This window comes from Streptomyces sp. NPDC079020 (genome assembly GCF_044542225.1).
GTDB lineage: Bacteria > Actinomycetota > Actinomycetes > Streptomycetales > Streptomycetaceae > Streptomyces.
This window is the reverse complement of sequence record NZ_JBITUB010000019.1, coordinates 99434-118775: the sequence shown is the minus strand read 5'-3', so window position 1 is coordinate 118775 and position 19342 is coordinate 99434. Positions and strand designations below refer to the sequence as shown.

Below are 19342 nucleotides of genomic sequence, written 5' to 3'. Positions count from 1 at the left end.
GAAGGGATCGTCGTGTCCGCACTCACACAGCCGCTCAGCGTGATCATCGGCGTCAACGGCATCGGCATGGGGCATTCCGTCAGGCAGAGCGTGATCGCCCAGTACCTGCGCGACCGCGGCCACCAGGTACGGATCATCACCAACGGGAGCACGCGAGTCGAGTACTTCCGCGACCTCGGATTCCCCGCGTGGGACGGGTGGATGCCGACGCTCCTTGCCCGCGACGACCGCATCCACGCAGCCGACGTCTTACGCACCAACATCCGGCAGACTCCCGCCGGCATCAGCCGACACCTGCGGCTGCGCCGGGCCATCAGGGAAACCGGCGTCCCGGATGTGTTCATCACGGACTACGAGCCCAACACACCGCGATTGGCCTACCACTTCGGCAGACCCCTCATCTCGGTGGACCAGCAGAGCAAGTACCGGCACCTCGACCTGCCGCCGGTCGGCCGGTACGCGCGCACCGCCGACGAGCAGCGGCTGCGCTACTTCGCCCCTCGGGCCGACCGATCCTTCATCTGCTCATACGTCCCCCTGAAGGCCGACGACCGCAAGCTGGAGTTCATCGCCCCCGTCGTTCCGGACTTCGTCCGTTCCGCCCAGGTCATGACCGGGACGATGACCACGGCCTACTTCTCGCGGTACTTCGAACACGGCCCCGAGGACTCCGTCCGCACCCTCGCAGACGTCTTCCGCCAGTACGTCCCAGACCGGACCTTGCGGATCTACGCGCACTCGGACGAGGTCGAGAACCTGCGCCAGTACGCCGGCGACAGGATCGAGATCTGCCCGTTCGACCGCCAGTCGTTCATCTCCGACCTGGCGCGCTCCGAGGCCGTCTTCTCCAACGCCGGCTTCAACCTCATCAGCGAAGCGTTCGTCCTCGGCAAACCGGTCCACCTGGTGCCGCTGCCCACGTACGACCAGCACTGGTGCGCCAAGGTGGTCCACGAGGCGGAACTCGGCACCAGCGCTCAACGGATCGAACGCGGGGCGATACTCGACTTCCTCAACCGGGCCCGGGAGCTTCGCGCCAACGTCGAACGCCATCGGGACAAACACCTCACCCAAGACCCCCGCGAGCGAATCGCCTCCTACCTCGAGACCCTGCCCGCAGCCGGTGGGCGGGTCCCTACCCCCTCCACCCGGTAGGCGGCCATGGAGCTGCCTTCACTGCCCGTGTACGTGACCACCGCCGTGGGCGTGGCGGCCACAGTGCTCTGCTACCGCTTCGCCATCTCTCCAACCGTGCGGACACTGGCCTCTCGGCCGACGTTCTGGCGAGTGACGCTCGCGACGGCCGCCCCCTCCGCCTTGCTCGCCTTCCTCCCCACACCCGCCCCCGGCCTCTTCCGCTGGTTCGTCGTATTCGTGGTCGCCCTGCTGACGTGGCAGGGCACCACGAGCGACTACGACGTGACCCAGCCCATCGGCCCGCAGCGCCAAGCCAAAGTGGTGCTGCTGCTCCTCGCGGTGTCTTCCTGCTTCTGGGCACCAGCCATGCTGCCGTGGCTCGCTGTCTACTGCGGCCGGCTGCGCGGTTGGAAGCACCACGCGATGATGCCGTTGCGGCTGGTCAAGGCGTACCTCGCTTGGGTCTTCGTGGCGACGGTCCTCAGTACGCCAGAATCCTCAACCGCCCTCGTACTGGTTCTCGGCTGCGTCTCGCTCTCCCACTACGTCAAGCCGGCGTGGAGCAAGGCCCGCCTCGGGCCGCGCCCCTGGTCCTGGGCCTGGCACAACCGCACCCACTACCTCACAGCTTCCGCCTACTCCTGGGGATGGGCACGCTTCCTGCCCCCTGAAACCGTGACCGGCATCCTGCGCCGCGCACGCGTTGTGGACCGCCCCCTCAACATCCTGACGGTGCTGGTCGAAGCCGCTGGCCTCATCGCTTTCCACGACCGCCGTCTTCTTGTCGTCGTGTTGGCCGCAACGGCCGTTTTCAACCTCGCAGTCGTCTTGGCCTCCGGCATCTTCTTCTGGGAGAACATCTGCACCAACGCGGCACTCGCGCTGACGGTGGCGTTGCTCCCTGATCCGGAGTACGCCCCAACGTTCGGCTGGCCGGCCGTCGTCATCGCACTCCTGGTCTTCGTCCTCAGCACGGCTGACCTGCTGTGGCAGCCGTGGCACCTCGGCTGGTGGGACTCACCGTTCACCGCACGCGTCAACTGGCAGGTGGAGACGGCCTCCGGCGCGAAGCTCGGGCTCTACAACGACTTCATGTGCCCGTACGAGCGCGAGTTCGGTCGCGTCCTGGGCTACTTCCTCACCAGCGAGCCCATCCTCCACGGCCACCTCGGCATCGTCTGGGACCGAGTACTGCGCGACCGCCTCGTCGGCGCAGTAGACGATCCCGCCGAACTCCAGCATCTCAAGCAGACCTATGGCCGAGCGCAAGCGGACGACGAGCAGGCAGGCGAGCACATCGCCTTCCTGACCGCGATGTTTATCGAGCTCAACGCCGGTACGCCGAAGGGTCCGCTGCCCCGGCGGCTGCGCCGGCTCAAGGCCCCCGGCGGCCAGCTCTACCACTGGGGCGACCTTCCTCCCTACCGCGGTGAGGAACCGGTGCGCCGCATCACCATCCGCTACCAGGAACGCTGCTACCGCCCGGAAACCGGCGACTTTGCCCTGCTCGCCGACCGCGTCGTACAGGAAATCCACCTACCCGCCATTACGACCGACCACGGGAGTCCTTCATGCGCAAAGTCTTCATCGACTGCGGAACCAACCTCGGAATCGTGCTGAGCCGCTTCATCCACGAGCTCCCCGACCACGACTTCTACGCGTTCGAACCCAACAAGGATCTGCTGCCCGCCATTCACCGCGAAGTCGAACGGGCGGCCCACTCACCCCGTGTCGAGGTCTCTCACGGCGCCGTATGGACGCATGACGGGGTGATCGATCTGTTCCTCGGCCACCACGAGAGCTCCACCGTGATGCCCGGCAAGCGGGTTCCGCCGGTGTACGACCAGCAGATCGACTACGACTCACCGATCCCGGTGCCCGCCATCGACTTCAGCGCCTGGCTGCGCCAGACCGTCGCCCCGGACGATCACGTCGTCGTGAAGATGGACATCGAGGGCGCCGAGTACCCGGTACTCACGAAGCTGATCGCCGACGGGACGATCGGCCTCATCTCCGTCCTCTACGTCGAGTGGCACTACGACCGCTTCCCAGCCATGACACGAGCCGACCACGACCATCTCGTCACCGCCGTATCCGCCATCGTCGACGTCCGCGACTGGGACTGACCGAGAAGGGAGACGGACCACCATGAGCACGAAACACATCTACCTGGTCAAGCACGGTGAGACCGAGGAAAACGCCCGCGGTATCCACCAAGGCAGAGCTGTCGGCGGCACGCTCAGCGAGCGCGGACGCGACGACATCCGCACCGTTGGCTGCACCCTGGCCGCAACCGGACTCGTGGCCGACCAGATGCTCGTCAGCCCGATGTCCAGATGTAGTGAGTCGGCCGCACTCCTTACGGCCCCGCTCACGCCGGCCGACGCACGCGTGGACGATCGACTGGCAGCGAAGAACAGCGGCCATCTTGGTGGCCGGCCCAGAGACCTCGCGGCGGCAGAAGCCGACCGTCAAGGTGTCCCCATCTACCAGCTCCGCACGCCGGGCGGCGAATCATCCGAAGACGTACAAGCCCGCTACTCGCACCTGTGGGACGAACTATCCACCGGACCGCACCGCACGACCGTGCTGGTCGGACACGGCGGTGGGATCGCCTGCCTCCTGCTGAAGCTCACGCAACACGGCTTCGAGCACTACCTCGAGTATGTGCCCGGCTCCGGAGGCGTGACATGGATCGAGATCGACGAAGGTACCCCTCGAATCCAGCTCATGAACGTGCCGCCCTCCGAACTGGCCGGGCGTCTCAACGCCCGTACCGCCCGATGAGGCCAGGGCCGGTACGGGCGCACGGGGCCTCGTCAGACGTCGGCGCCGCCGAAGCGGGTCCTGTAGGACTCCAGGTCCTCCTCCGAGATCTTCGCGAAGAGCACTGGCGGCACAGTGAAGGCTGTACCGGCGGGAACGGCGTCCAGGGACTTGGCCTGCTCGGCGGTCACCCAGGTCGCGGTGTCGCCTTCCAGGGCGAAGGCACCGCGCATTGCGGCGGCCGAAGCCGGGATGAACGGCTCGGAGACGACCGCGTAGAGGTGGATGAGGTTCATCGCCGTACGCAGGGTCAGGGCCGCACCCTCCGGGTCGGTCTTGATCTCCAGCCAGGGGGCCTTCTCCTCCAGGTAGGAGTTGCCCGCCGACCACAGGGCGCGCAGCGCGGCCCCGGCCTTGCGGTACTGGAGGGCTTCCATGTGCTCCTCGTACTCGGCCAGCAGGCGCGCGATCGCGTCTCCCAGCCGCGCCTCCACCTCGCCGGCTGCGTTGCCCTCAGGGACGTCGTCCCCGAAGCGCTTGCGGGAGAAGGACAGCACGCGGTTGACGAAGTTGCCGAGGGTGTCGGCGAGGTCCTTGTTGACCGTGGCGGCGAAGTGCTCCCAGGTGAAGGAGGAGTCGTCGGACTCGGGGGCGTTGGCGATCAGGAAGTAGCGCCAGTAGTCCGCCGGCAGCATCTCCAGCGCGGCGTCAGTGAAGATGCCTCGCTTCTGGGAGGTGGAGAACTTGCCGCCGTAGTATGTGAGCCAGTTGAATCCCTTGACGACGTCGACCTTCTTCCACGGCTCGCGGACACCGAGTTCCGTGGCCGGGAACATCACCGTGTGGAACGGGACATTGTCCTTGGCCATGAACTGGGTGTAGCGCACGGTGTCGTCGGCCTCGTACCACCACGACTTCCAGTCCCGCAGCTCGCCATCCGGTGCAGCGTCCGACCACTCCTTCGTCGCGCCGATGTATTCGATCGGGGCGTCGAACCAGACGTAGAAGACCTTCCCCTCGGCCGCGAGCTCCGGCCAGGTGTCGGCCGGAACCGGGACGCCCCAGTCCAGGTCGCGGGTAATCGCCCGGTCGTGCAGACCCTCGGTGAGCCACTTGCGGGCGATGGAGGAGGACAGCTGAGGCCACTGCTCCTCGTGCCGGGCGACCCACGCCTCGACCTCGTGCTGGAGCTTGGACTGCAGCAGGAACAGGTGCTTGGTCTCGCGGACCTCCAGTTCCGTAGAGCCGCTGATCGCCGAGCGAGGGTTCAGCAGGTCGGTCGGGTCGAGTACGCGGGTGCAGTTCTCGCACTGGTCACCGCGGGCCTTGTCATAGCCGCAGTGCGGGCAGGTGCCCTCGACGTACCGGTCCGGGAGGAAGCGGCCGTCGACCGGCGAGTACACCTGGCGGATCGCCCGTTCCTCAATGAAGCCGTTCTTGTGCAGCTGGCGCGCGAAGTGCTGCGTGATCTCGACGTTCTGCTGCGAAGAGCTGCGTCCGAAGTAGTCGAAGGCGAGCTGGAAGCCGTCGTACACGGCCTTCTGCGCGTCGTGGGCCTGCCCGCAGAACTCCGCCACCGACACTCCGGCCGCCTTGGCCGCCAGCTCGGCCGGTGTCCCGTGCTCGTCGGTCGCGCAGATGTACAGGACGTCGTGACCACGCTGGCGGAGGTACCGGGAGTACACATCCGCCGGAAGCATCGACCCGACCATGTTGCCCAGGTGCTTGATCCCGTTGATGTAGGGAAGCGCGCTGGTTACCAGGTGTCGAGCCATCCTTGGATGCTCCATTTCGTACGTAAGGCGCCGGCGGCGGTGCCGCGGCGGGCCCAAGTCGGGAGGCTGCAGCAGGCGCGACCACTCAGGTCGCTCAGTCGGGTGACGCACGGTGATGGGTCGGGTCTGCAGGCCGCCGCCATCGTATCGAACCTGGGCATCCCCCCGGCGAGCTGTTTATCCCGCGGACGAGCCCGCGTGGAAAAGGCGCTCGGCCGTCCGAGACAGGCGGCCAAGCGAGTCTCGTACGGCCGAGGCATTCCTCATTTTAGGACAACCGCGCCCCGGCAGTTCTGCACGCACTGTCCTCAACCCACTCCAAAGAGGTGGTCCGCATGATCACGAAGAGCGAGGTTCAGCCGCGGCACGTACTCATCGTGGGGCAGGGGTACGTCGGGCTCCCCCTCGCTGTCCGGGCTGCTGAGGTGGGGCACCGCGTCGTCGGCTTCGACGTCGCTGCCGAGCGTGTGAAGCGGTTGATGGCTGGCGAGTCGTACGTCGAGGACGTTCCGGACGCGAGGCTAGTTCCGCTCCTGGCCTCCGGGGCCTATCGCGCCAGCCTCGACACGGCTGACTGCACGGACTTCGATCTCGCGATCGTCACTGTCCCCACGCCACTCCGGGATGGAGCCCCCGACCTCTCGCACGTCGAGGACGCTGCGTGGATGCTCGGTCGTCACCTCAAGCCTGGGGCGACCGTCGTCCTGGAGTCCACTACGTACCCCGGCACGACCGAGGAGCTCTTCGGCCCGATCCTCGAACGAGCTTCCGGCCTGACCGCCGGCCGTGACTTCCAGCTCGGCTACAGTCCCGAGCGCATCGATCCCGGCAACCGGGAGTGGCGGCTGGAGAACACTCCCAAGGTCGTCTCCGGCATCGACGCCGCATCGGCAGCGGCCATCCAGGACTTCTACGGCTCGCTCGTCGACACGATCGTCCAGGTCTCCAACTGCAGGGAGGCCGAGCTGGCGAAGCTGCTGGAGAACACCTTCCGGCACGTGAACATCGCCCTGGCCAACGAGCTGGCAATGTTCGCCCACGACCTGGGCATCGACATCTGGGCCGCGATCGACGCCGCGGCCACCAAGCCCTTCGGCTTCATGCGCTTCACGCCAGGACCTGGCGTCGGCGGTCACTGCCTGCCCATCGACCCGTCCTACCTCTCCTGGCAGGTCCAGCGGACTCTGGGCCGCAGCTTCCGCTTCGTCGAACTGGCCAACGACGTCAACAACCACATGCCTGACTACGTGGTCCGTCGCCTCGTGGACGCACTCAACAAGCGCAGGAAGGCGCTCAACGGCTCCCGCATTTTGCTGCTGGGCCTGGCCTACAAGGCCAATACCGGCGACGCCCGAGAAACCCCAGCGGCTCGCATCGCGGAACTACTGACAGGCATGGGCGCCGAGGTCCAGGCCGCGGACCCTCACGTGAACGACGATGCCCACCCCCGTGCTGCCGCTCTGGAGAACCTCCAGCGTGTCGATGCCACCCCGGAGCACCTCGCCGCAGCCGACGCCGTCGTTCTTCTAGCCGACCACGACGCCTTCGACTACGCCGCGATCACCGCTCACGCCCCGTACGTACTCGACTGCCGCCGCCGGCTGGCCGGCGCCCACATCGACGCTCTCTGAAGGGAAACCTCCTCGTGAACATCGTGATCACCGGCGGCGCCGGATTCATCGGCAGCAACCTCGCCCGGACCCTGGCGAACGACCCTGCGATCACCCAGATCCGAGTGATCGACAACCTCAGCACCGGGTCGAAGCAGAACCTCGCGGACCTGGACGTCGACTTCTTCGAAGGTGACATCCAGGACGTCGCTCTCCTGGACGAGGCGTTCCACCGCGCGGACGCCATCGTTCACCTCGCCGCTCTGCCATCCGTCCCTCGCTCCGTGAAAGATCCGCTGGCCAGCCACCATGCCAACGCGACGGGAACGCTCCAGGTCCTCGAAGCCGCCCGCCGTGCCGGCAACCTGCACGTGATCGCGGCTTCCTCATCCTCGGTCTACGGCTCGAATCCATGCCTGCCGAAACATGAGGGCCTGGCCACCGCCCCGATGAGCCCGTACGCAGTCACCAAGCTCGCCACCGAGGCGTACCTGGGGGCGTACCACCACAGCTACGGCCTGCCGGTCCTGCCGTTCCGCTTCTTCAACGTCTACGGCCCGGGGCAGCGAGCCGACCATCCTTACGCCGCCGTCATCCCGAAGTGGATCAGCGCCACACTCGCCGGCCAACCTGTCACTGTGCACGGCGACGGCACTCAGACGAGAGACTTCACGTACGTGGGCACTGTCTGCCGCGTCCTCACGGACGCGCTCCTCCGCCGGGCCTCCGAGCCGCGCCCCGTGAACCTGGCCTTCGGAACCCGCATATCCCTCATGGACCTGATTCGAGTGATCGAGACCGCCACTGGTCGCACCGTCCAGCGCAAGCACTCGTCCAATCGCGTCGGCGATGTCCCGCACTCTCAAGCCGACAGCAGCCACCTACGAGCGCTCTTTCCGGCAGTGACACCCGTGGCACTTAGGGAGGGAGTCACCACGACAGTGGACTGGTTTCGCCCCTCTATCGAGAGCGCAGACCCAGCTGAATTGCAGGAAAGAAGAAATCGAGGTAAGCCGATTGCGTTCGCCGCCCTACCTAGTAACTCGTGATTCCGCCAGCACTACTTGATCATTTGCGGCAGAGACTCTTTGCGTGAAGCGCTCCGTGAAAATACGGCCACCACCAGGATAATTGCCCGCCTCTACTACCCTCGGCCGGACATCAGTTCGTTGGAGGCTCAGCAGGCGAGATCTACAGCAGCGGTAGCGAAGCCATCATCGCGCTGTCGAGACGCGTCGCTCTTCGCCTGCAGAACTTCAGCATCGAAGAGCCTGGAGGTCAACGCCTCGGTCAGGGGTGGGGGTACGGCGTTGCCAATGATGACCTGAACCTCGGTGCGAGTCAGCTCGTAGCGAGGCTTGACCCTCTCGTCGACGAACTTGAAGTAGTCCGGGAAGCCCTGGATGCGCGCGGCCTCATGGGCGGTTAGACATCGAGGAACAGCAGGGTGGACAAAGCGTCCGCGCCCCATCGTCGCAAATCCGCTGGTAATGGTCTGAGACGGACGGTCCCACCATAGACGGCCATACATGGCGGTATAGTTATGCTCGCCGCGATGGCATTCGGGGCGCTCTTCGTTCGGCAGATTGTGCTCGTCATTCTCGAAGAGATACTTCATACGCCGCTGGTTGTCCGCGTTGGGTATGGCAGCTTCATCAAAAAATGATTTGGCGGGAACGTCGAGCAGGTCACCGATCGCCCAACGCAGGTCATGCGGTACGGCAATGCCGTCCTCGACCTTCAGCAAGTCAGCAGCCGAGAACCCAAAAGGCAGCGCGTCTTCGCGGATGGCCAGTAGTATGTGGCGCTTGCGTGTCTGAGCGACCCCGAGCTTGAGCAGGTCGATACGCCCAGTGGCGACATCGTATCCAAGCCTCTTGAGGTGAACGATGGCGCGGGAGACCACCTGCTGCTTGTCGTTGACAACGGCCAGCACGTTCTCAATGACGACTGCGCTGGGGCGCAGAACCTCTGCGGCACGAGCCATACGCAGGTACAGCCGGTTCTTGGGATCATCGCGGCGGGTGTGGTTGTTGAGGTTACTGTGCCCCTGACACGGTGGCCCACCGATCAGGAGCTCCACCTGACCCACCGTGGATAGAGTCTTCTCCTCCTGAGCGGTCAACGTGGCGCCAAGGTCACCATCGAAGAAGGATTCGACGGTCCCCTGTTGGACGTTGGCCTTGGGAAAGTTAGCCTTGAAGACCTTGGTGGGAGCCGCCTCAAAGTCAACCGCGAGACGAACGTCGAGCGAGACGTCAAGCCTGTGCGCTGCCTGGGCAATACCGAGGGTGAGGCCACCGCAGCCGGCGAAGAGGTCCACGACTCGCAGGGAACCGACACCCTCCTCAAACTTCGGCCGACGCTTGGCCCGCAAGGGGTGTCGCTCACCCACGTATGACCCCCATCTGCACTTGCTCGTAGAACCGGCGGAACGAGCGGTCATCGTACTCGATCAAGGTTGATCACGCGCTGCAGACGGGCACATACCCATCGGCTGACGTGCCGATCACGTCGGGTTCGCGCCCCCTGAACAACCTCGTCAACGACCATCGTCCTGCGGCCCTGTTGCTGCCTACGTTCCTTCAAGGGGGCCAGAGCCAAGCCAGGAGCGTTTTCGCGCCGTGTCGCAGCATTTGATCTACTGTCAGGCTCGCTGGCAGCTAAAATTCTGCAGCTCTGGGTTCGGTCGACGAAGGACAGCAGCATGCCGCTAGAGGTCAACAAACACGTCCAACGGATACGTCGTTATCAGCCGTTCGACGTCGACACCTCTGAGATGGTCTATGAGCTGCAGGCAGACTGGACACAGCCACAGTTCCCCGTCGTGACGCTGGACTACCTGCTAAGCGCCATCGAGCGACAGACCACGAAGACCATCGTCCTCACCGGAGACGCCGGGCATGGCAAGACGAGCCTGTGCGCCAGCCTTCTGGCCAAACTGCGGGCTGGTGACGAGCCGATCACGCCAGATGTCCGGAAGGCGGTCTTCCTCGGCCTGTCCGAGGCAAAAGGCGCGAGCCGCCCTGTCGGCCGGACCCGTAACGGACGCCCGCTGTACATCCTCAGCGATCTGAGCGAGCTCAGCCCGCAGGCCGGTGCTCACAAGCTCGTGGAGCTTCTCGACCCTCCGGACAAAGGCATCGCGATCATCTGCGCGAACGAGGGCCAACTACGCAAGTGCGTCGCCGAGGATGACAACCTCGGCAAAACCGGCACGGGACGTGCCAAGGTTCTGGTGCAGACCCTCACGGAAGGCATAGTTCGCGGGCAGGTCAGTGACTCTGATGGTGCAGTGACCGTCATCAACCTCAACTACCAATCCGTAGCGGCAGACAGTTCCAACGGCGGGCTCATCCCTTGGATCCTGAAGCAGTGGACAACGACCCAGTCATCGCGGTGGAAGCGGTGCGAGACCTGTGATGCACGCAAGGTCTGCCCGATCCTGGCCAATCGCAACGAACTGAGTGATCCCACCCGCGGGCCACAGCGCCGGGTCGCGATCCGGGACATGTTCGCTGCGGCCGAGCGGACCGGGGCCGTAATCACGACACGTCAGGCGCTGTCGGTCACCAGCTACATGCTCACCGGCGGCCTCTCCTGCGATGACGTCCACGCCAGGTACCAGCGGTCGCATTCGAACCGGCAGTGGCAAGCTCCCCACCTGTACCACCAAGCGCTCTTCGGCGACCGGTTGAGTCAGCAACAGCGCCACCTGGTTCCTGCCTTCTTCGCGCTACGGAAGTTGGACCCGGGCCGGGTCTCCCGTCGCCAGGTCGACGACCGACTGGACCCAGATACGGGGGGCGACTTCCCTCCCGCGGATGCCAGCAGCTACCTGCAGAAGGTCCGCACGAATCGGGACGCCCAGAAGCAGGCCGAACAGTTGCGGGGCCTGTACACGTTCCTGCGGCGAGCCGACTTCTTCAACAGTGACGACGATACGGACCGTTTCGCCCGAATGGGTCTGCAGGCCGGAGACGACTTTGTGCGTGTCCAGGACAAGAACCGGGACCCGGCAGACACCAGAGTGCGAGACCTATTTCTCAAGGGCCTGGAGGCCGTCCAGGGCATTCACCGGGCATCGAGCAACCCTGACTTCTTCGTACTTGACCCCGCCTTCTTCACACACCGCGCCCGCGCGGCCGTGGTCTCCCGGCGAGTGCCCAGCAAGGGCGTCGAGGTGGTCGACCAGGTCACCCAGTGGCAACGGGAAGCCGGGACGAGCACCACCCCCGAGATGCGGAACGCCGTCGAGTGGCTCAACCGGGCCATCTACATCCGTATCCCAGCCGTCGCCCCTGACCAGGACGCAGTCTCGGTGGAAGCGGACCTCTTGCGTTTCGAGTTGTTGACGCGGTGGGCCGCGGGCCTGCGCAGCGAGGTGCAGCACGAGGCAGAGATCCGCGGCCTGAGTGGATCCCTGGCTGAGCTGGCTGACTCGTCGAACAAGGACGACGAGATCCAGGTACTGGTGGGCAACGTCATGCGAAAACTCATGATCGACGTCGGCGACAAGATCAGGTCGGTGCGTGCGTAATGGCTGATCGTTCCAAGGCCGAGGTGGTCCTTCGCCTCTTTGGGGTGAATCTCGAACAGCAGGGCCGCGGTTTCTACATCCCGCTTGAGATGCTCGCGATCGCCCGCGGCGTCTACCTGGCGCATCAGGAGGACCCGGAGCAGTTCGCAGGGCTCCTGGACAACGGAGCCGGCACGGCTTACAAGAGAACCTCGCACGACCTGGCCCGGCGAATCGCGACCAAGGCCCCCATAGTCGAGGGCGATGAAGAACTAGGCAAGGCCGTCGAGCTGGACTCTCCCGAGACGATGGAAACGCTCCACGCCCTGTTCTCCTCCCTGTTGGTTGAGATCCCAGGGCGTCGCAGCCAGCCCAGTTGGTTCGGCGCGCACATCTATCCGTTCGTCGGTGAGCTCATCCATTACGACGCAGTCGAACGACGAGTCAAGCAAATCGATGCCAAGAAGAGCGCTAAGAAGCGCAAGCAGGCCACCAAAGTCGATGTCGGCATCAACGCTCCTATTATCGAGCGCTACCTCTTCCGCGATGGTGGGAGTTGGGCCTACAAAGCCCTTCGTGCCGACCTCGATCCTGACCGCAAGGAAGCGACCCGGCAGGGCCTGAGCGACCTCGTGCAGGACAGCGAAACCCCGCTGGGCAATCTCGCGAAGGCCCTCAGCGCGCACGACTTCGACTACGACGAAGCTCCCGTGGAGGGCTCAGACACAGGAATCGAGCTGTATGAGGAGCTCAGCCCGTGGCCTGATCTGCTGAGGGAGGGGACCTGCAACATCGTCAGTCGGATCGCTACGGTCCCGAGGGCCAAGCGCACGGAGAGCCTCATGCACTGGGTCCCCTACTGCTTGGCACGCCATCAGCTCCACCTCGCACGCACCAAGCTCGGTGCCACCAACCGTGAGTCGATCCTGTTGGACTTCGGCAACGAGGCAACCCCGCTGCGCAGGGAATCGCAGAAGAACCTCGCTGGCTTCCGCAACGACATCGTCAAAGCGATCAACGTCCAGGCCCAGGTGATGATCGGCGAAGCCGAAGGCGACGAGGGTAAAAAACGCCGCTACGAGAGATTCATGAAGGAAGGCGGCACCGCGGTCGCCTCACCCCGAGCGTTCTTCAGCGAGACCCTCGCCGCTGTCGGAGCCTTGAACGCGACGGCCGGACGACGACACTTCACCATGAAGCCACCGATGCTCGAGGCTCTGGTCTCTGCCACCGTCGCTCAGGAAGCGGAGATGGAGTTCGACAAGTTCTGCACGCTGCTGTACGAGAGGTATGGGCTTGTGATGGAGGACAAGGTCGCGGCAGCGAGCCCGTTGGCCTACGAGGTCGACCCATCGGTCCTTGACCACAACGGCAAGGCGTTCCGGGAGAAACTCGCCGCTATTGGTCTGCTCACTCAATATTCAGATGCAACCAGCATGGTTCGAGGGGAGCCCCGGTGACCGACAGCAGCATCCGAGCGCTCGGGCGGTTCGTCGCCGACGAAGCACTTCGCAAGGTCACTGAGGCCAACGGGGCCCGCGCCGTCCTACGGGTCAGCGGCTTCGACCGACCGACCGTGGCCGAGGCTCTCCGCCGCACTGCCCGGCAGCTGTTGGGCTCGCAGGACTGTCAGGTTGTCGTCAAGGTCGGCACCTCAGAGCCAATCGAAGGTGTCCCCGCTGACTACCTGTTGGGGCCGCAGGACCAGCTGACCAAGTGGCGAAATTCAGGACAGGGCAGGGCGGTGTTGCTCTTCGAGTGGGGGCAGTCTCCGGACGCACAGGGGCTGGCGGCCATGAACGCCCTGAACGATGCCACGATCCTGGGCAACTACCGTGACTCCTCCGGCGAGCGTGGGTTCGACAGATTCATGGCGGAAGCATGGCGGGAAGCGGGGGGTATCGGCACTGTTCCAGCCGCGATGGGCACCGTTCTGCCGGCGATCTGGGGTGCCGTCACGGATGAGGAGCCCCGGTCCTTGCACCGCTGGGCAGCCTTCCTGGTCGACACTGCGCAGAAGGTCGCAGCAACTCAGGTCCGCACCCCTGACGTGGTCTACCCGGAGATCTCTGCTGCCCTGCCGGCTCTTGATCTCTTCCCAGACCGAGGACTCTTCGTCAAGCCCGCCGCGCTGCCCACCCGGATCAAGAAGAACGTCTCGGTAAGTGCCTTCAAGCAGCCCACGGGCAAGGAGATCACCGAGGACGACCTGATAGACCGCATAAGCGCGACCGAGTTCAGTGCGGAATCCTTGGACCACGTCGGCACGGACTCCGAGACTGCCAAGGAGCTCATGCGCGGCCTCGTACTCAACCTCAATCGCAGTGGCTCCACTCCGCAGGATTCTCGTCAGTTGCGCCGAGAGCAGGACCTGACCCTCTGGCTGGAAGTCTTCGAGCAGAAGTCCAAGAAGATCGGCCTGGGCCAGCAGGTCCGGCAGGAGATCGAGAAGGCCGACGCAGATCGGGTCGACGAGTTCGACGCCATGGTGATCGAAGATGCACTCGACCTCGGAGATCAGGAAGCCGCACAGCGTTTCCTTGACGAGGCTCCTATCGGCGGGGCGGAGCCTCTGGCCGACCTGCTGTCCAAGCGGTCGCGCCGCAAAGTCGAGAAGCTTGCCTTTCCGGACTCTCAGTTCGTCCAGGACCCACTGCGTGCCCTGCTGCGCGAGCTGACCTACTTCTCCGATGAAGAGGAAGGCTCCGTCGTCGTCGGGCTGGAAGGCAACCAGGAAGTTGGGCGGTGGAGCCGTTGGCTCTTCGCTTTCCTGTACGCCAACACCCTGGATGACGTCCGGGAATCCACCGGTCTTCGCCTGACTCTGGACGTCAAGAAGTGCCTGTTGGACCTGACCAAGCCGCCCCTCCCGGAGGAGGACGAGCCGTTCGATCCGAACACGGAGTGGGCCCCGCTGCGCATCCTGGTCGAGATGGACGGCGCCCAGCGACGCTTTCGCTGGGACCCTCTTGGCATCCCGGGGCAGATCGCGCTGGCGGCTCTCATACACGGCTGGCAAACTCCCCCTGGCCAGACCGGTAAATTGACCTTTGACACCTTCCTCGAAAGGTTCAATGACCCCCGGCAGTGGCAGGCCGACGAACCCTTGCCTGTTTCCGAATCGCAGTTTGCCAGTCAGCTGGAGCGCCTCAGGCTGGAGCATTTCAGCCGCTTCTGCGACGGGCTTGACGCCGGGAAGATCAACGATTACGTACGTGAGTGGGAAGGCGTGCTCCGCGAAGCTCGCACCACCCTGGTTCCCGACAACGCTCCGAACGCAGACCTCGAGGCTGTCGTCCTGACCGATGTTGTCGGGCTTGCCGACCACCGCATGATGATGCTGGCCACTCACCCGCTGAAGCTGCGCTGGCTGGCAAAGAACTACGAGGAGGCTGCTGACAGCATCGAGACCGCCCTGAACAAGGAGGGAGGTCTGAGCCTAAACCAGGAAAACGAGGAGCTCTTCTTCGACGCCATTGACCGTATCTCCCCACACGGGACACCTGCTGTCCTCGTCGGTCCCGGCGGCACGATTGCCATTCCGATGCGGGAGTCGGCCGGGCACGAGGAGTACGCACCGGTCCGCTACGGCGGAAACGAGTCCAAGGACTGGCTCTCCAGCGTCGACGAGACCGCGATCGACGAGATGGTCCGCGTCATCACCGACTACCTGACGACCTACCCCCACAAGCTTGATGGGCTGCGCGTACTGCTTCTGGACCGCAACGGCGACCCTGTCCTACCGATGCGCGTGGCCAAGCAGATGCGGGCCAAGAACCCTCGTCTGAAAGTTGATCTGGTTGTACTGGCTCCGCAGGCCACCCACCACGAGATCATCCAGGGTTTCGACCTGCAGTTCTCCGGTACGGAGATGTCCGACGACAGCTTCCTGCCCGACGTCCAACTGATCCTTCAGGCATGGGAGCCCGACCAGGAAGCAGACCTGTCAGGGCTGGAGGACACCATCGACCTCGCTCTGGCGCCGGCACTGTTCGGCACGCAGACCAGTATGAAGGAGAGCACCAAGAAGGAGTCCCTGTCGGGCTACTTCAACCCCTGGAAGCACCCAGCCTCACACAACCTGGCTCAGACCAGCGAGAACGTCGTGAGAGCGCTGTTGCCTGAGACCGCCGACGAGACTCTTGAGTCCTGGTCGACCTTGTGCGTGCGCTACGACCGCCGTTCCCCGGTCTCCCGGGAGAGTGTCGACGGCATCGACTACTTCGAGATGCAGGTGCAGTTCGACCAGCACCAGAACCTGTTCGAGACCCTGCACCGTGTGGCCCACTGGGTCGTCACTCTCGACAGCTTCATCGGCCGTGAGCAAATCGATGCCCTGCGCAACCGCCCTGACGTCATCCTCGTCAAGCCCAGCGTCGGCAAGAACGAGTCCTACACCCTCATTGTCAGCTCGCAGACCGGTCGGCAGTTCGTCGTTCAGCGACTGTGCCGCCGCCTTGAGCAGATCGGTGTCGTCACCCCGCAGGACTCGGAAAGCACCGCTAAACGAATCTACGAGGTCGGCCGCAACGTGGCCCCTGGCGCCGTGCTGCGCTCCCTCGGCATTGGCACTACGGTCAACGAAGTCGTCGGCCTGGTAGCCACGCGGTTTGTCATCGACCAGCAGTTTCCCGTCTCTAGGCAGGGCACGAGCCTGGTCACGTGGATCAGCTTCGACGAGCACCACCGCTGGTTCGGCCGCGGACACAAGACCCGTGCCGACCTCGGCCGGTTTGTGCTGACGGTCCAGGACGACGGCACTGTTCGCCTGGATGTCCTGGTCGCCGAGTCCAAGTTCCGCCAGACCTTCGACGTCGGTTCGGCTGAGGAACAGCTCAACCGCACCACTGACCTGTGTAGGGACGCCTTCCGTTCGGACGGCGAAGCTCGCCACGACCGCCCCTTCTGGCTGGACGAGCTTGCTGCCGCGATCGCTCAGACCAGTGGAAAGACCACGCAGGCCGAAGACCTTCCAGCTCGTACCCTGATCGGTAATGACGACCACCGCCAGGTCGAGGCGAAGGTCCTTGATGCCCTACGCTCCGAGGATGTCCAGCTCGGCCACGTCACTGGCGTTGCCGTGGCTATCTCGGCAGAGGACGATCAGTCGGCACCCGCGGTCGGAAGCCTCGGCAGGCACACCCTGGTGAGGTTGAACAAACGGGAACTGCTGAACCTCATCGGCGCTCTACGCGCCAAGGAGGACCCCACCAACGCCGATCCCCTTGTTGTCTCTGGAGACCTCAGCGGGACCATGAAGGCCGCTGACACTACCGTCGAAACCTCCTCTGTGGGCCTTTCCGCCGAACCGCCCACTCTGGAAGAAACAACGGCATCTGCCGAGGCCGGCGGGGCGGCCGCTCTAACAGCTGCGCCAGGAGCGGTACTTGCGCGTCACCCTGCCGCAGAGGCAGGTCCTGCACCTCTGAAAGCTTCCCGCGGTGGGCTCTCCGAGGAGGAGCTGGCGCTTCGATACAACAAGATCGTTGACGTCTTTGCCCGCCACAAGGTCGCGGTCACCGCACCGGAGGTCGGCAAGTGGCAGGAGGGACCCGGCTTCTATATCTTCCGGTTCATCCCCAATCCTGGGGTCACCGTGGACAAGCTGACCAACCGACGCGACGAGATCTTCCTGGCCCTGGCGCTCCCCTCCGGGTTCAGCATTCGTGCCCGCAGCGACCGCGGCTCCGTGCTCTTCGAGATCCCCAAGATCGACGACGAGAAGTACGGGGTCGACGCCAAGGCGCTGTGGCTGCGGTGCCCGGCCAATCCCGAGAGCCTCATCGCCCCGCTGGGCGCCGACATCGAGGGCAACCCTGTCACCATTGACCTCTCCTCTGCAGACTCACCGCACTTGCTGGTGGCCGGCACTACCGGATCAGGAAAGTCCGTCGCGCTGGATACGATCCTCAAGGGCCTGGTCCGGTACGACAAGAGCACCCTGCGACTCCGCCTCGTTGATCCCAAGGGCACCGAGCTTGTCGACTTCGAGGATGACCCGCACCTTGACGGCGTGATCGGTATGGACGCTGCCGACGCCATCGAGATCCTTGAGGAAACCGTCGAAGAGATGGCCGTGCGCTACAAGGACATGAAGGCAATCCGCACACGCAAGCTCGTCGAGTACAACGCCAAGGTCGACAAGGCAGATCGAAAGCCCTGGATCGTCATCGTCCTTGATGAGTACGCCGATCTCACTAGCGATCCCGAAGAGAAGAAGCAGATCGAAGCGCTGCTCAAGCGCCTGACGCAGAAAGCCCGCGCTGCGGGCATCCACGTCATTACAGCCACGCAGCGACCGAGTGCGGACGTCATCTCTACGACCATCCGCTCCAACTTCCCTGCCCAACTCGCCCTGCGGGTCAAGACAGCGACCGACAGCCGCATCATTCTGGACGAGACGGGAGCCGAAGCTCTGGCCGGACAGGGCGACGCCTTTTTGCACACGGCTAAGAGCACCACGCGACTGCAGGTGGCCTACGACGGGAGCTGACCAGGTCCCGCCAGGTTTGATCAACTCCATCTCGTAGAGAGGCCAAAAAGGCCACCACTGGTACGAGCTCTTCTCGCTGAACTCGGCGGAGTTCAGCTGACCGCTGCCGCCAGCGACGTGACGGTCAGGAGGTCTTCTTCGCGTGCTTTGAGGCTTGGACCTCCTGCCGCCGGGCCGCCACTGCCTCGATGACAGTGGCGGCACACGCCTCTGGTTCGAGGTGTTCCCAGAAACGGAGCACCAGCCAGCCTGCCTCCGTGAGGCGGTTGTCTGTGTCCCGGTCGCGCTGGATGTTCCGGCCGATCTTTTCTTCCCAGTACAGCCGATTCGTCTTGGGCATCACGAAGTGCTCCGGGCAGCCGTGCCAGAAGCAGCCGTCGATAAAGACTGCGACCTTCGTAGGGCGGAAGACCATGTCGGCCGTGCGGCGCATCTTCGGGAGCGGCTTTGCCGCTACCCGGTAGCGCAGTCCAGCGGCGTGGACAAGCGAGCGGAGGAGCAGCTCGGGCTCGGTATCACGACTTCGGTTGCCAAGCATGCTCCGCCGGGTCGCGGCCGACGACGCCCACGACCCCTCCGGCAGTGTCCACTGCTCGGCCGGCGCTTCTGGTACTTCTTGCTCGCTCATACTCCCAGCAGCTCAGAGACAACTTCCTCCAGGGCGTCCCGCCCGGCGAGGACCTGTTCCTGTCCGTCCAACTCCATTCTCGGCGCTTCCCCGTGCCGAGGTCGGGCGGTCGCAAGTCTCGCACCCACGGACGCCACCTGGCTGCACACCGACCTCCCCGATCGCTGCAACGGGAATGGCCTCGCGGCGGTGGGCTCCCCACTCACAGAGTTCCGTCCTGCAGCAGGGCCTTGAAGGCGTCTACCTCTCGCTGCAGCACAATGCGCCCGTCGCCGTCGCTGAACGCCAGGATCCGGCCGCCTGCATCCAGGCCCGCCTCCGCGAGGAGCCCCAGCGGCAGGGACACGCGGCCGTCGTCATCGATCTGCAGTTCTGCTGGTTCGCGTATCACAATCGCAGTCTGCCAGGCTCCAG

13 protein-coding genes are annotated in these 19342 nt (G+C 64.6%); 9 read left to right on the top strand and 4 right to left on the bottom strand.

Annotated features, from left to right (window positions below):
* Window positions 1–12: 12 nt before the first annotated feature.
* Genes ACIGJO_RS30885 through ACIGJO_RS30870 form a run of 4 tightly spaced genes read left to right on the top strand, consistent with a single transcriptional unit; the run spans window position 13 to window position 3924 of the window.
* On the top strand, window positions 13–1155 hold the full coding sequence (locus ACIGJO_RS30885; protein ID WP_266922500.1) for a glycosyltransferase family protein: 1143 nt from the start codon (window positions 13–15) through the stop codon (window positions 1153–1155).
* A 33-nt stretch (window positions 1156–1188) separates the two neighbouring features.
* Window positions 1189–2757 carry a hypothetical protein gene (locus tag ACIGJO_RS30880; RefSeq protein WP_329167198.1) on the top strand — a complete coding sequence of 523 codons (1569 nt, stop codon included), beginning with the start codon at window positions 1189–1191 and terminating at the stop codon, window positions 2755–2757.
* Complete coding sequence (locus tag ACIGJO_RS30875) at window positions 2709–3263, top strand: FkbM family methyltransferase (protein WP_329167196.1); 555 nt, start codon at window positions 2709–2711, stop codon at window positions 3261–3263. The genes ACIGJO_RS30880 and ACIGJO_RS30875 overlap by 49 nt, the downstream gene beginning before the upstream one ends.
* 22 nt (window positions 3264–3285) lie before the next feature.
* A complete protein-coding gene (locus ACIGJO_RS30870) occupies window positions 3286–3924 on the top strand; it encodes a histidine phosphatase family protein (protein WP_266922497.1) in 639 nt (212 codons plus the stop codon).
* A gap of 32 nt (window positions 3925–3956) precedes the next feature.
* On the opposite strand, the gene metG is transcribed toward ACIGJO_RS30870, so the two are convergent.
* Window positions 3957–5678, bottom strand: coding sequence for a methionine--tRNA ligase (gene metG, locus ACIGJO_RS30865; protein ID WP_266922496.1), 1722 nt, complete (start codon window positions 5676–5678; stop codon window positions 3957–3959).
* A 326-nt stretch (window positions 5679–6004) separates the two neighbouring features.
* On the opposite strand from metG, the gene ACIGJO_RS30860 reads away from it, so the two are divergent.
* Window positions 6005–7309: a nucleotide sugar dehydrogenase gene (locus ACIGJO_RS30860; protein WP_399963792.1), complete on the top strand. Its 1305-nt coding sequence runs from the start codon at window positions 6005–6007 to the stop codon at window positions 7307–7309.
* 14 nt (window positions 7310–7323) lie between these two features.
* On the top strand, window positions 7324–8337 hold the full coding sequence (locus ACIGJO_RS30855; protein WP_266922494.1) for an NAD-dependent epimerase/dehydratase family protein: 1014 nt from the start codon (window positions 7324–7326) through the stop codon (window positions 8335–8337).
* Between the two features lie 128 nt (window positions 8338–8465).
* Here ACIGJO_RS30855 and ACIGJO_RS30850 read toward each other — a convergent pair whose 3' ends face one another.
* Window positions 8466–9611, bottom strand: a complete 1146-nt coding sequence (locus ACIGJO_RS30850; RefSeq protein WP_266922493.1) for a DNA cytosine methyltransferase — start codon at window positions 9609–9611, stop codon at window positions 8466–8468.
* Between the two features lie 384 nt (window positions 9612–9995).
* Between ACIGJO_RS30850 and ACIGJO_RS30845 the strand changes: the two genes are divergently transcribed.
* From ACIGJO_RS30845 to ACIGJO_RS30835, 3 genes are read left to right on the top strand one after another with little or no spacing between them, the layout of a single operon-like run.
* Window positions 9996–11828, top strand: coding sequence for a hypothetical protein (locus tag ACIGJO_RS30845; protein ID WP_266922492.1), 1833 nt, complete (start codon window positions 9996–9998; stop codon window positions 11826–11828).
* Entirely contained in the window at window positions 11828–13267 is a 1440-nt protein-coding gene (locus ACIGJO_RS30840) for a hypothetical protein (protein WP_329167193.1), read from the top strand. The genes ACIGJO_RS30845 and ACIGJO_RS30840 overlap by 1 nt, the downstream gene beginning before the upstream one ends.
* Window positions 13264–18300, top strand: coding sequence for an FtsK/SpoIIIE domain-containing protein (locus ACIGJO_RS30835; protein WP_266922490.1), 5037 nt, complete (start codon window positions 13264–13266; stop codon window positions 18298–18300). The genes ACIGJO_RS30840 and ACIGJO_RS30835 overlap by 4 nt, the downstream gene beginning before the upstream one ends.
* A gap of 124 nt (window positions 18301–18424) precedes the next feature.
* On the opposite strand, the gene ACIGJO_RS30830 is transcribed toward ACIGJO_RS30835, so the two are convergent.
* Together ACIGJO_RS30830 and ACIGJO_RS30825 are read right to left on the bottom strand one after the other, a co-directional pair.
* Entirely contained in the window at window positions 18425–18928 is a 504-nt protein-coding gene (locus tag ACIGJO_RS30830; RefSeq protein ID WP_266922489.1) for a very short patch repair endonuclease, read from the bottom strand.
* Between the two features lie 202 nt (window positions 18929–19130).
* Complete coding sequence (locus ACIGJO_RS30825; RefSeq protein WP_073788316.1) at window positions 19131–19319, bottom strand: hypothetical protein; 189 nt, start codon at window positions 19317–19319, stop codon at window positions 19131–19133.
* Window positions 19320–19342: the final 23 nt, after the last annotated feature.